Below are 12,357 nucleotides of genomic sequence, written 5' to 3'. Positions count from 1 at the left end.
GCCTCCCTCACAGCTCGCGAAGGGCGGGCAGGAGCTTCGCCTCCGCCCATTCCAGGAACGGTTCCTGGTGTGCGCCGCCGATCTGGACGAGGGCGACCTCGGTGAATCCGGCCTCCGCGTAGGGGCGCACCGCGTCGACGAAGGCATCCACGTCGTCGCCGCAGGGGATGGCCTCGGCGACGTCTTCGGGCCGGGTGTGCCGGGCGGCCTGTTCAAAACCGTCCGGGCCGGGAAGTTCGGCGTTGACCTTCCAGCCGCCGAGCGCCCAGCGGAACTGGTCGTGCGCGCGGGCCACGGCGGCGGCGCGGTCGGTGTCGTGGCAGACGGGGAGCTGGCCGACCTTCGGCTTTCCCGCGCCGCCGTGCGCGTCGAACCGCTCCAGGAGCTCGCGGCGCGGTTCCGTGGCGATCACCAGGTCACCCTGCCGGCCCGCCACTGCGCACGAACGGGTTCCGGAGACGGCGATCCCGATCGGGGGTGGTGCGTCGGGGAGGTCCCACAGCCGGGCGTTCTCGACGTCGAAGTGCGCGCCGTGGTGGCTCACGTACTCGCCGGTGAACATCCGCCGGATGATGTCGACGGCCTCCTCCAGCATGTCCAGGCGCACGTGGGCGGCGGGCCAGGCCGCACCGACGATGTGCTCGTTGAGGTTCTCGCCCGAGCCGAGTCCCAGCCGGAAGCGGCCCTCGGACAGGATCTGCACGGTCGCGGCCTTCTGCGCGACGACCGCGGGGTGGTAGCGGAACGTCGGGCAGGTCACGTACGTCATCAGCGGGATGCGGGAGGTCGCCTGCGCCGCCGCGCCCAGGACGCTCCACGCGTACGAGGCGTGCCCTTGGGACTCCAGCCACGGGAACGAGTGGTCGGAGATCACGGAGAAATCGAAGCCCGCCCGTTCCGCTCCCACCACGTGGGAGACCAGCTCTCGGGGGCCGGCCTGCTCGGTCATCATCGTGTATCCGATCAGCACCATACCCAGCGCGTAGCCGCCATCGGCCTTTCCAAACCCTTTCTCGCCGAGTGCTTCCCGCTCCGTTCGGTGGAGGGAGCCACCCGAACGGCCTACCGTGGGGAGGGCAGCAGCTGGAGCGGCCATGCCCGTCGACCCGACCTCCCCTGATCTCGGCCCGCCGGCGACGACCGGGCGGCTGTCGCCCGTCGGCCGGATGCGCAGCGCGTTCCGCCGTGCGCGGGCCGGTCGCCGCTGGGGTCACGTGCGGGACCTGGGGCTGTGGCAACGCGCGCTGGGGTTCGCCGCGCTCGGGTTCCTGACCCTGGTACCGCTGCTGATCGTCGTCGCCGCGGCGGACGCCGCCGACGGGCGGGGGTTCGCGCAGTGGCTCGGGGACGGGCTCGGCGTATCGGCGCCGGCCAGACTGGAGATCGAGCGACTGTTCGCCCTGCCCGGTCAGGCGTGGCGGACCACGACGGCTTTCGGCCTGGCCCTGCTGACCGTGTTCGGCCTGTCCTTCGGGACCGTGCTGCAGAGTGGCTACGAGCAGGTCTGGGACCTGTCCCCGGCCCGTTGGTGGGCCCGGTGGCGGCACGCGCTGTGGCTCGCCGTACTGGTCGGCGTGCTCTACCTGTCGGCGATCTCCCCGCCGTGGCGGGACTCCCCCGCCCGCGGCGGTGTGACGTTCCTGATCGGCACCCTGTTCTTCTGGTGGTCCCAGCGGCTGCTGCTCGCCGGCCGGGTCGGCTGGATCGCCCTCCTCCCCGGGGCCGTGGCCACCATGCTCGGACTGCTCGGCCTGCGGATCTTCTCCCGTCTCGTCTTCTCACCGCTGATCGCCTCGAGCGCGGTCACGTACGGCCCCTTCGGAACCGTCCTCGTCATCCAGACCTGGCTCGTCGCCATCGGCGTGGTCGTCTTCGGTGGCGCGCTCGTCGGCCGACTGTTCCACGAGAGGCTGCCGCGCCGGTCCTCGAGGGCGTAGACGATCACGCGTGGCACGGTTCGTGCCACGGGAGTGTCCTCCCTCGGTCTCAGTGGGTGAAGCGGTCGGGGTCGGCCGCCCGCCAGTCGGATGCCCAGGCGTCGGGCGCTGATGCGAGCAGTTGTCCGGGGGTGAGCCATTCATGGATCTCGGCGTACGAGCGCACCGTGTACGGGTCGACCCGTTGGAGCAGTTGGTGGGGACGCAGCTCGGCCGGGCTGTCGACGCCCATCGCCGCCATGATCCGAAGTGCGCTCCGCACCGTGGCTTTCTGGTAGCGCTCGACGCGCCGCGACTTGTCGCCGACGTCGACGGCGCGGGCCCGACGCCGGTCCTGGGTGGCGACGCCCACCGGGCAGGTGTTGGTGTGGCAGCGCTGGGCCTGGATGCATCCGATCGCGAACATCATCGCGCGGGCGGCGTTGGTGTAGTCGGCTCCTTGGATCAGGCGTTTGACGAGGTCGCTGCCGGTGGCGACCTTGCCGGAGGCCCCGATCCGGACGCGGTCGCGCAGGCCGACGCCGACGAGGGCGTTGTGCACGGTCATCAGCCCCTCGTCGAGCGGCAGGCCGACGTGGTCCGCGAACTCCAGCGGAGCCGCGCCCGTGCCGCCCTCCGCGCCGTCGACGACGATGAAGTCGGGCGTGGTGTCCTCTTCCAGCATGGCCTTGCACACGGCGAGGAACTCGCGGCGGGAGCCGACGCACAGTTTGAACCCGACGGGTTTGCCGTCGGCCAGTTCGCGCATCCGCGCCAGGAAGCGGACCAGTTCGCGTGGGGTGGTGTAGACGCGGTGGAAGGGTGGGGAGACCACGGTCCGTCCTCGGGGAACGCCGCGGACCTCCGCGATCTCCGCGTTCACCTTGGCGCCCGGCAGCACTCCGCCCATACCGGGCTTGGCGCCTTGGCTGATCTTCAGCAGGACGCACTTGACCTGCTCGCGTCCGGCCTTCTCGGCGAACTGACGTGGGTCGAAGTCCCCGTCGTCGGTGCGGCAGCCGAAGTATCCGGTGCCGATCTCCCAGACGAGGTCCCCGCCGGGTTCCAGGTGGTGCTCGGAGAGACCGCCCTCACCGGTGTCCTGGGCGAAGCCGCCCAGCCGGGCACCGGTGTTGAGGGCACGCACGGCATTGGCGGACAGCGAGCCGAAGCTCATCGCCGAGACGTTGAGCAGGGCCATGTCGTACGGCTTGGTGCAGCCGGGGCCGCCGATCCGGACCCGGGGCGCATCGACGCGCACCGGTCGTGGGGCCATGGACGGGGTGAGGTATTCGCTGCTGGCCTGGTGGAGGTCGCGTTCGGTACCGAAGGGCTCCTCGTCGTCGGTGCCCTTGGCCCGTTCGTAGACGATGCTGCGGGTGTCCCGGTCGAAGGGGCGGCCGTCGAAGTTCCGCTCGATGAAGTACTGCTGGATCTCCGGGCGCAGCGCCTCCAGGGCGAACCGCAGGTGCCCCAGCAGCGGATAGTTCCGCAGGATGGAGTGTCGGCGCTGCACGAGGTCGTGGACGGCCACCGCCGCGAGCACTCCGAGCAGGACGAGGAGAAGTATGTTCAGCACACCGCTCGTGTGTCCCGAAGCCGGGGCGTCAATCGCACCGGCGCGGCCCTGGTGGCGGGGTTGACGGCACACATTGCGGCACGCGTCGCGCCGCCCCCACACCTGACCGGGTCAAGATTCACACGGGTGACGCAGAATGCCAGGCGTGTTCGACGGGTACGCGCAGCCGATCACCTGTTGTCTTGTGGAGGTCACCTTGCCGTCCTCGCTCTCCGACACGATTTCGACTCACCTCGCCGTGGCCGACAGCCTCCTGCCGGTACCGACGCGAGCCGTCTACGACACCTCCGACCCCTACGCGGTCCGGTTCGACTTCATGCTGGACGCCGGGCGTCCCATCCCGTGGCATTTCGAGCGGGACATGCTGGCCGAAGGGGTGCACCGACCCGTGGGAGAGGGTGACATCAGCCTCCGCCCGCGGTGGGCGGACGGCCATCGCACGCTGGTCATGCAGCTGTGGGGAGACACGCCGGCCGGGTACGAGTCCGCGGTGCTGATCGCCGACTCGGCGCAGGTGAGCTGCTTCCTCGATCAGTCCTACGACTTGGTGGCGCGCGGGTCCGAGTCCTGGGACATCGACGGGTTCCTGCACAGCATCCGATGCCCGGACTGAGGACCGCAGAGGCCGGCCGGCCGGGCGTGCGGGTTTCCGGTGGCAGGGTTCGGGCAGCCGCCGCTCGGGGGACCCGACGCACGGCACAGGAGGTTTTCGCCATGGAAGACCAAGGCGGCGCCGGCGGCGCCCCGCTCCACCACCACGATCACGACCACGACCACGACCACGACGAGCAGCGACGTCGCGGAACACCGCGCACCGCGCCCGGCACCAAGGCGGCCCCCGAGGACGAACCGCCCGTACGGGCGGCGGACACGGACGAGGCGAGCCGGCTGGACCGGCCGGGTGCCGGCGGCGAACCCGCACGGGAACGGCGCCGCCCCGGACGGGAGCACTGACGCCACGGCCTCACGAGAACCGCTGCCAGGCCCGTGGGCCTGGCAGCGGTTTCAGTCGGGCCAGGTACCCGTGACGCGCCGTGTCGCCACCGCACCGGAGCGGTCGACTGCGGCCTTGACGGCCGCGAAGATCGCGCCTTGCAGGGCCGCGGCGATCAGGATCTCCCGCCAGGTGCGGTCCTCGTCGGTCGCCTCGGGAGCCTCGTCCGCCCCTTCGATCAGCTTCCAGACCTGCTTGAACACCAGTCCGGCGAGTGCGCCGCTGACGGCGCCCAACACCAACCCGACCGGCTTGTACGCGATCGCGGATGCCTTCACCGGTTCCTCCTCCGGTTGCCCCGCACCAGCAGGAAGACGATCAGCGCGGCGCCGACCGTGAGCAGTGCGGCCCGGCCCGCCTTGTCGAGTACGGGGTCGGGTGTCTTCTCCGCCGCCAGGTGCGCCACGTGTTCGACCCTGTCCCGGATCTGCCCTGTGACGTGGGCGGCCTTCTCCGTGGCCTGCGCCTTGACGTCGGCCTTGGCGGCCAACGCTTCGACGGTGCGGCCGAGCTGGTCCCGGGTGTGCTCGATCCGTGCCCGCAGTTCCTCGGGAGAGGGTTCGTCGGCGGTGGGTTGTCGGGTGGCTGGTTGCCGGGGAACGGGTCCGTCGTGGGGCCGGCTGGTCATCGGTGTGCCTTCTCCCTGATCGCGGCGACGTCGGCCTTGAGGCTCTCCATCGTCTGCTCGGGCGCCGGTGTGCCGGCCTTCGTGATCTGCTTCTTGCCCACCATCGCCACCACGGCGGCGCTCGCGGCCAGTACGGCGGTGACGATCAGGGCCGAGGCCCAGACGGGAAGCACCAGGGCCAGCGCGGCGATCCCCGCCACCACCAGGGCTTGTGCGGCCAGGAAGCCGAGGAGTCCGGCTCCGCCGAAGAGGCCTCCGCCCGTCCCGTACCGCTTCGACTTCCGCGTCATCTCCACGCGCGCGAGCTGCATCTCCTGGTGCACCAGCTCCGAGATCTGCTGGGATGCCCGCGAGATCAGCACGCCCACCGAATCATCGGCGGGGCGACTCCTCTGTTCGATCGTGCTCACTGTTCTCCACCTCGTTCTCAGGTCGATCGGATGTCTCTCGTTCGCAACGGCCGGAAGGGAGGGAAGACGCCTCCATCCGGCGACGGTCCTCGTCGCTCCACGCCTTGGTGTCGCGGGGCCGCACGTACGGCTCCTCGTGCGCGGGCAGCCCTTCCGCGATCGCCCGTTGGCGGGTCAGTTCCGCGTCGAACTCCAGCCCGAGGAGGATGGCGAGGTTGGTGATCCACAGCCACACCAGGAAGACGATCACGCCCGCGACCGTGCCGTACGTCTTGTTGTAGGACGCGAAGTTCGCGACGTAGACGGCGAAGCCCGCCGAGGCGATCATCCAGATCGCCAGGGCCAGGAAGCTGCCCGGGGTGACCCAGGCGAAGCCGCGCCCCTTGGCGTTCGGGGCGGCCCAGTACAACAACGCGATCATGATGGTGACGAGGAGGACCAGGACCGGCCACTTCGCGACGGACCACACGGTGAGCCCGATGTCGCCCACACCGAGCACCTCGCCGGCCCTCCGGGCCAGGCCCCCGCTGAAGACCACGATCAGTGCGCTCGCACACGCCAGGAGCATGAGCGTGACGGTCAGTGCCAGGCGAAGCGGAAGGATCTTCCACATCGACCGGCCCTCGGGGACGTCGTAGACGGCGTTCGAGGCACGGATGAAGGCGGCGACGAAGCCGGACGCGGACCACAGGGCGACGACCAGGCCGACGACGGCGACCAGTGAGCCGACCCCGCTGCGGCCCTGCAGTTGCGTCACGGCGTCACTGAGAACGTCCCGGACCGAGCCGGGCGCCAGACTCCGCAGGCTGTCCAGCACCCGAGCCGTCGTCGACTCACCGGCGATGCCCAGCAGGGACACGAGGACGAGGAGGGCGGGGAAGAGCGCCAACACGCCGTAGTAGGTCAGGGCCGCCGCGCGATCGGCCAGCTCGTCGTTCTGGAACTCCCTCGCCGTACCGCGCAGCACGGCGCGCCAGGATCGTTTCGGCAGATCGGTGGGCTTCATACCCTGCGGCTATCCGCCCTGGCGGAATGCATGCCACTACGTCGGGTCCGATCCGCCGGTGGCCGCTCGCGGTCGGACGTCTCGCATGCGCGGGAGGACCCCGGTACATCAGGTAGCAAATCCTTGCTTCATCGACGAAATATCCCTCAGGTGCGATTCTGGGTGATATGCGCTCCACCCGACGGGAGGGCGTGGGAGGAGGAGGATGAGATGAGCGCACCGGGGGACGCGTGAGGGACTGGGTCGTCGGCTCCCAGGCCTGCGGCAGTCGGTGAAGGAGGCCGGTCGTGGTCACACCCGAGGCGTCCCGGGTCGAGCCCGGCCAGGTGAGAGTGGCTCCCTCCGAGCCCGGCGGTCTGCTGGACGTGCTGAGCGTGGCCGCGGTGGTCCTGAACGCCGAAGGGCGGATCACATTGTGGAGTCCGCAGGCGCAGGACCTGTTCGGCTGGTCGGCCGAGGAGGCACTGGGCAGCTACGCGGCCGAGCTACTGGTCACGGACGAGTACGTCGACCTGGTACTCGATCTGTTCGCCAAGGTCATGGCCGGTGGCGGCGCCTGGGCAGGCGTCTTCCCCGTGCGGCACAAGGACGGCTCCGCGCGGTTGGTGGAGTTCCGCAACATGCGGCTGCAGGACGAACACGGCGGCGGGTACGCCCTGGGGATCGCCTGCGACGAGGCCGTCGTCCGGGGTGTGGAGCGCGACCTGGCGCTGTCGGTGCCCCTGGTGGCCCAGTCCCCGCTCGGGCTGGCGGTACTGGACACCGACCTGCGCTACGTACTGGTCAACCCGATGCTGGAGCGGATCAACGGGATACCCGCCGAGGAACATCTGGGGCGTACCCCCGGGGAGGCCCTGCCGTTCCTGGACACGGAGGTGATCGAGGCTTCCATGCGCCAGGTCCTGGAGACCGGCGCACCGCTGCTGGACCAGTACGGCATCGGGCGGACGCCCTCCGATCCCGGCCGGGAGCGCGCCTGGTCGGGCTCGTACTACCGACTGGAGGACCCCCGTGGACGGGTGATCGGGATCGCCCTGGTGGTGGTGGACGTCACCGACAGCTACCGGGCGGCCAGGGAGGCCGCCGAGGCCAGGCGGCGCCTCGACCTGATCGCACGGGCGTCGGTGACCGTCGGGACCACCCTGGACGTGGAGCGCACGGCCCGCGAGCTCGCCGACCTCGTCGTGGCCGACCACGCCGGCCTGGCCGATCTCGCCTCGGTCGACGTCCTCGATTCGGTCCTGGAGGGCGGTGTGGCCACGACGCCCGGCCCCCGCACGGGGCGGGCACTGTTCATGGCCCTGGCGGTGTCGGCGGCCTACGAGACGGCCTCCGTACGCGCCGCCGACCCGGTGGGCGAGCGCACCACGTACCCGGCCGAGCGCCTGGTCACCCGCTGCGTGAGTACGGGGCGCCCCGTCCTGGTGTCGCACGTCACCGGCACCGACCTGGCACACATCGCGCGCGACGGAGCCGCCGCGAACCTCCTCGCCCGGGAGGGCGCACACTCCTACCTGGCCGTACCGCTGACCGCCCGCGGCCAGGTCCTCGGCGCCCTCGGCCTGCTCCGCACCCGTAATCCGCTCCCCTTCGACCACGACGACGTCACCCTGGCCGGCGAGCTGGCCACCCGCGCCGCCATCGCCATCGACAACGCCCGCTGGTACCAGCACGCCACCGACACCGCCCTCACCCTTCAGCGCCACCTGCTCCCCCAGCCCCCGCCCCGGTCCGCCGGCCTACGGATCGCCTACCGCTACCAGCCCGCGGCGGCGGCCAGCGGGATCGGCGGTGACTGGTTCGACGCGATCCCCCAGCCCAAGGACAAGACCGCGCTCGTGGTCGGCGACGTCATGGGACACGGTGTCCACGCCGCCGCCACCATGGGGCAACTGCGCACGGCCACCCGCACCCTGGCGGACCTCGGTCTCGACCCGGCCCGGGTCCTGCGCCACCTCGACCACATCACCGCCGAACTGGACCAGACCATCGCGACCTGCGTCTACGCCACCTGGGACCCGCACCGCTCGCGCTGCCGCGTCGCCCTCGCGGGCCACCCGCCCCCCGTCCTCATCCGTTCGGGACAGAGCCCCGAACTGCTGACGCTTCCCGCCGGGGTGCCGCTCGGCACGGGCGGCCTCGGCGGCGCCGACTTCGAGACCACCGTCCTCGACCTCGTTCCCGGCGACCGGCTGGTCCTGTACACCGACGGCCTCGTCGAGACCCGCGACGACGCCTTGGACGACCGTCTCGACCTGCTCCTCGGCCTCCTCACCGGCCCCGGCCTCCCCCTGGAGGCGACCTGCGACCGGCTCCTGTCCGCACTGCGGCACCCCGACGCGGCCGATGACGTGGCCCTCGTGATCGCCCACGTACGGCCCCACCCACCTCTCGCGGCGGCGGGCGCACCGACCTGACCGACCCTTCAGGGCCGGTCCTCAAGGCCGGCCTTCAAGGCCGATTCAACGCCGCTCCGCCCGCGTACCGCGCGGACGCGCCCAGTTCCTCCTCGATCCTGATGAGCTGGTTGTACTTCGCCGTACGGTCGGAGCGTGACAGCGAACCCGTCTTGATCTGGCCGCAGCCCGTCGCCACCGCCAGGTCCGCGATGGTGGTGTCCTCCGTCTCGCCGGAACGGTGCGACATGACGGCGGTCCAGCCCGCCCGGTGCGCGGTGGCGACCGTGGCGAGGGCCTCGGTCAGGGTGCCGATCTGGTTGACCTTGACCAGGACCGAGTTGCCGACACCGGTACGGATGCCCTCGCGCAGCAGCTTCTCGTCGGTGCAGAACACGTCGTCGCCGGTGAGCTGGCAGCGGTCGCCGACGCGGGCGGTCAGCTCCCGCCAGCCGTCCAGGTCGTCCTCGGCCATGGGGTCCTCGATGGAGACGATCGGGTACGCGTCGATCAGCTTGGCGAGGTGGTCGGCGTGTTCGGTGGGCGTACGGCGCACGCCCTCGCCCGCGTACACGTACGTACCGTCGTGGAAGAACTCCGACGAGGCCGGATCCATGACGAGGCCGATGTCCGTGCCGGGCCGGTAACCGGTGCGCTCGACGGCCGCCATGATGAAGTCGAGCGCCTCCTCGGCGGTACGGAGTGCGGGCGCGAAGCCGCCTTCGTCGCCGACGCCGGTGGAGTGCCCGGCGGCCAGCAGATCGCGACGGAGCGTGTGGAAGACCTCGGAGCCCATCCGGACGGCTTCCGCGAAGGTCTCCGCACCGATCGGAGCGATCATGAACTCCTGGAAGTCCAGCGGATTGTCGGCGTGGGCGCCGCCGTTGACGATGTTCATCATCGGCAGCGGGAGGAGCCGGGCGTCGGCTCCGCCGAGGTAGCGGTAGAGCGGCAGGCGGTGGGCCGCGGCGGCGGCCTTCGCGGCGGCGAGGGAGACGCCGAGGAGCGCGTTGGCGCCGAGCCGGGACTTGTCGGCCGTGCCGTCGAGCGCCACCAGCGCGGCGTCGAGCCCCGCCTGGTCGCCCGCGTCGCGCCCGACGACGACTGCCGCGATGTCGCCGTTGACGTGGGCGACCGCACCGTCGACGCCCTTGCCGTGCCAGCGCCCCGGATCCCCGTCGCGCAGTTCCACCGCCTCCCGCGCTCCCGTGGAGGCGCCGGAGGGGACGGCGGCGCGGCCGAGGGATCCGTCGGCGAGGAGGACATCGGCCTCGACGGTGGGGTTGCCCCGGCTGTCGAGGATCCTGCGGGCGGTGACGGACCGAATGACGGTCGATGACTCAACTGCCCTGGAAATCATGGATGTTCCTTAGCGTCGATGCACGCCGCAGCCCTGCTGCGACAGCGTTGGCGCGTGCCGCGACATCGCAACTCTACAGCAATGCTGTTCAGTTCAGCTGTGCAGTTCTGCTGTTCAGTTCAGCTGCACAGATGGGCTGCACGGCTTGGCTGGTGATCACCGGTTAAAGTGCCGTATGCCCATCCCAGAACCCGCCGCCGTCGCCACCGAACTGCGTACCGCGATGGGCAAACTCACGCGGCGCGTGAAGCACGAGGACCGGATCCCGCTCGGCCACGCCTCCGTACTCGGGACCCTCGATCGTGACGGGGCCATGACCACCAGCGATCTGGCGGCGGATCAGCGCGTACGCCCCCAGTCCATGGCCCGCTCGGTCGGACTGCTGAGGGAACAGGGGCTGGTCGTCCGCCGGGCGCACCCCACGGACGGCCGCAAGTCCCTGGTGGAGCTCTCCCCGGCGGGACGGGCCGCCCTGGAGGCGGAGCGCGGACGCAGGGCGGGCTGGCTCGCCCAGGCCATCGAGCTCGAACTCACCGACGAGGAGCGCGAGGTACTGGCCCGCAGCGCCGCGCTGATGGAACGGCTCGCCGCGCGCTGACGCGCCTGCGAGGGACGCCTGGGCGGCCCGGCTCGCGACGGCGAAGGCGAAGGCGTACCGCGGTCCGCTTGGCGATCGGCTGCGCGCCACGGGGCACGTCCACCGCCCGATGCACCGAGCCGGTCGACATGCCGCCCCGGGCCTCCGGTGCGCCGAGCGGCCGTCCTCCACACCGAAGAAAGTCTCAAGACCGGTCAGGAATCGAGAAGCCTCGGCCACCGCGCGGCCCCTAGCGTGATGGTCATGGCAACCACCGCTTCCACCGCAGCCGACATGTCCCTCGCGTCCGTCACCCTCGAGGTGGCCGACCCTGATTCCGCCCGCCGCTTCTACCGCGCTTTCGGGGTGGAAGCGTACGTACGCCTGCGGGCGTCCGAGGCGCACTCCACCGGATTCCGCGGCTTCACCCTGGGGCTCACGGTGGCCGGGCCGGCCACCGTCGACGGCTTCGTCGGCGCGGCCGTGGACGCCGGCGCCACGGTGCTCAAGCCCGCCGCGAAGTCGCTGTGGGGCTACGGCGGCGTCGTCCAGGCGCCGGACGGGACGATCTGGAAGATCGCGACCTCGGCGAAGAAGGACACCGGCCCCGCCACCCGTGAGATCGACGAGGTCGTCCTGCTGATCGGCGTCGAGGACGTGAAGGCCACCAGGCAGCTCTACACCGGCCGGGGCCTGACCGTGGCCAAGAGCTTCGGCGGCAAGTACGCGGAGTTCGCCCCCGGCCAGGGCAGCCGCGTCAAGCTGGCACTGTACAAGCGCCGTGCCCTTGCCAAGGACCTCGGCGTCCCCGCCGACGGCACCGGCTCGCACCGCATCGTCCTCGGCGGCACCGCGGACGCCTTCACCGACCCCGACGGGTTCGTCTGGGAGACCACCGCGCCGTCCGCACCCACGCTGTCCTGACCCGCGACAGAACGCCAGAACGCCAGAACGAGCAGGAGGAAGACCATGAAGTTTCGGGCCCACGTCGAACCGCCCGAGCCCATGCGGGGCCTGGAAGTTCCGACCGAGGTGGTAGCAGCGCTCGGCGGGGGCGCGCGGCCACCGGTGACGATCACGCTCAACGGGCATTCCTGGCGGAGCCGGGTCGCCCTCATGCGGGGCCGCCACCTGCTCGGCCTCAGCAACGCCAACCGGCAGGCCGCGGGTGTCGCGATCGGCGAGGACGTGGAGGTCGAGCTGGAGCTCGACACCGAGCCACGGGTCGTCGTCGAGCCCCCGGACTTCGCCCGAGCCCTGGACGACGACCCGGTCGCCCGCGCCGCGTACGACCAGCTCGCCCACGGCCGCAAGCACGAGCACGTGCGCGCCGTCGAGAGCGCGAAGAAGCCCGAGACGCGCCGACGGCGCATCGAGAAGGCCATCGCCACCTTGCGGGGCTGACCCCCGAAAGCACGGACTCCCGCAGCACCGCGATCGTTGTCAGGAAGCCCCATCCGGATTCCCCCGGCCCCGGCCCTCAGACCGTGG

14 protein-coding genes are annotated in these 12,357 nt (G+C 71.2%); 7 read left to right on the top strand and 7 right to left on the bottom strand.

Annotated elements, in window-relative coordinates:
• Window positions 1-7: 7 nt before the first annotated feature.
• Window positions 8-973, bottom strand: a complete 966-nt coding sequence (locus OG624_RS36695) for an LLM class F420-dependent oxidoreductase (RefSeq protein ID WP_033216014.1) — start codon at window positions 971-973, stop codon at window positions 8-10.
• A 193-nt stretch (window positions 974-1,166) separates the two neighbouring features.
• Between OG624_RS36695 and OG624_RS36690 the strand changes: the two genes are divergently transcribed.
• Window positions 1,167-1,937 carry a YhjD/YihY/BrkB family envelope integrity protein gene (locus OG624_RS36690; protein WP_033216952.1) on the top strand — a complete coding sequence of 257 codons (771 nt, stop codon included), beginning with the start codon at window positions 1,167-1,169 and terminating at the stop codon, window positions 1,935-1,937.
• 49 nt (window positions 1,938-1,986) lie between these two features.
• Here the strand turns inward: OG624_RS36690 and OG624_RS36685 are convergent, their stop codons facing one another.
• The gene (locus OG624_RS36685) at window positions 1,987-3,495 is read right to left on the bottom strand and encodes an FMN-binding glutamate synthase family protein (protein ID WP_371640414.1); all 1,509 of its coding nucleotides are present in this window, start codon (window positions 3,493-3,495) and stop codon (window positions 1,987-1,989) included.
• 238 nt (window positions 3,496-3,733) lie between these two features.
• Between OG624_RS36685 and OG624_RS36680 the strand changes: the two genes are divergently transcribed.
• Together OG624_RS36680 and OG624_RS36675 are read left to right on the top strand one after the other, a co-directional pair.
• Window positions 3,734-4,108 (top strand): SsgA family sporulation/cell division regulator, encoded by a 375-nt coding sequence (locus OG624_RS36680; protein WP_158711750.1) that lies wholly within the window; start codon window positions 3,734-3,736, stop codon window positions 4,106-4,108.
• A 101-nt stretch (window positions 4,109-4,209) separates the two neighbouring features.
• Entirely contained in the window at window positions 4,210-4,449 is a 240-nt protein-coding gene (locus tag OG624_RS36675; protein WP_371589372.1) for a hypothetical protein, read from the top strand.
• Between the two features lie 51 nt (window positions 4,450-4,500).
• Here the strand turns inward: OG624_RS36675 and OG624_RS36670 are convergent, their stop codons facing one another.
• The 4 genes from OG624_RS36670 to OG624_RS36655 are packed head-to-tail and all read right to left on the bottom strand — an operon-like array spanning window position 4,501 to window position 6,533.
• Window positions 4,501-4,767 (bottom strand): DUF4235 domain-containing protein, encoded by a 267-nt coding sequence (locus tag OG624_RS36670; RefSeq protein WP_033216008.1) that lies wholly within the window; start codon window positions 4,765-4,767, stop codon window positions 4,501-4,503.
• A complete protein-coding gene (locus tag OG624_RS36665) occupies window positions 4,764-5,117 on the bottom strand; it encodes a DUF3618 domain-containing protein (RefSeq protein ID WP_051762748.1) in 354 nt (117 codons plus the stop codon). The genes OG624_RS36670 and OG624_RS36665 overlap by 4 nt, the downstream gene beginning before the upstream one ends.
• The gene (locus OG624_RS36660; protein ID WP_033216007.1) at window positions 5,114-5,527 is read right to left on the bottom strand and encodes a phage holin family protein; all 414 of its coding nucleotides are present in this window, start codon (window positions 5,525-5,527) and stop codon (window positions 5,114-5,116) included. Before OG624_RS36660 ends, OG624_RS36665 begins: the two co-directional genes overlap by 4 nt.
• On the bottom strand, window positions 5,490-6,533 hold the full coding sequence (locus tag OG624_RS36655; RefSeq protein ID WP_078909049.1) for a YihY/virulence factor BrkB family protein: 1,044 nt from the start codon (window positions 6,531-6,533) through the stop codon (window positions 5,490-5,492). Before OG624_RS36655 ends, OG624_RS36660 begins: the two co-directional genes overlap by 38 nt.
• 287 nt (window positions 6,534-6,820) lie before the next feature.
• On the opposite strand from OG624_RS36655, the gene OG624_RS36650 reads away from it, so the two are divergent.
• A complete protein-coding gene (locus OG624_RS36650) occupies window positions 6,821-8,950 on the top strand; it encodes a SpoIIE family protein phosphatase (RefSeq protein ID WP_051762744.1) in 2,130 nt (709 codons plus the stop codon).
• Between the two features lie 34 nt (window positions 8,951-8,984).
• On the opposite strand, the gene eno is transcribed toward OG624_RS36650, so the two are convergent.
• A complete protein-coding gene (gene eno, locus OG624_RS36645) occupies window positions 8,985-10,289 on the bottom strand; it encodes a phosphopyruvate hydratase (protein ID WP_033216006.1) in 1,305 nt (434 codons plus the stop codon).
• A gap of 175 nt (window positions 10,290-10,464) precedes the next feature.
• Between eno and OG624_RS36640 the strand changes: the two genes are divergently transcribed.
• The 3 genes from OG624_RS36640 (at window position 10,465) to OG624_RS36630 (ending at window position 12,270) form a co-directional block, all read left to right on the top strand.
• Window positions 10,465-10,887: a MarR family winged helix-turn-helix transcriptional regulator gene (locus OG624_RS36640; protein ID WP_033216004.1), complete on the top strand. Its 423-nt coding sequence runs from the start codon at window positions 10,465-10,467 to the stop codon at window positions 10,885-10,887.
• Between the two features lie 243 nt (window positions 10,888-11,130).
• A complete protein-coding gene (locus OG624_RS36635; protein ID WP_371640413.1) occupies window positions 11,131-11,790 on the top strand; it encodes a glyoxalase in 660 nt (219 codons plus the stop codon).
• Between the two features lie 45 nt (window positions 11,791-11,835).
• Window positions 11,836-12,270 (top strand): YdeI/OmpD-associated family protein, encoded by a 435-nt coding sequence (locus OG624_RS36630; protein ID WP_033216003.1) that lies wholly within the window; start codon window positions 11,836-11,838, stop codon window positions 12,268-12,270.
• Window positions 12,271-12,357: the final 87 nt, after the last annotated feature.

The organism is Streptomyces virginiae (assembly GCF_041432505.1).
In the GTDB taxonomy this organism is placed as follows: Bacteria; Actinomycetota; Actinomycetes; order Streptomycetales; family Streptomycetaceae; genus Streptomyces; species Streptomyces virginiae_A.
The sequence above is the reverse complement of the archived record's forward strand: the minus strand, read 5'-3'. Positions and strand labels throughout refer to the sequence as shown.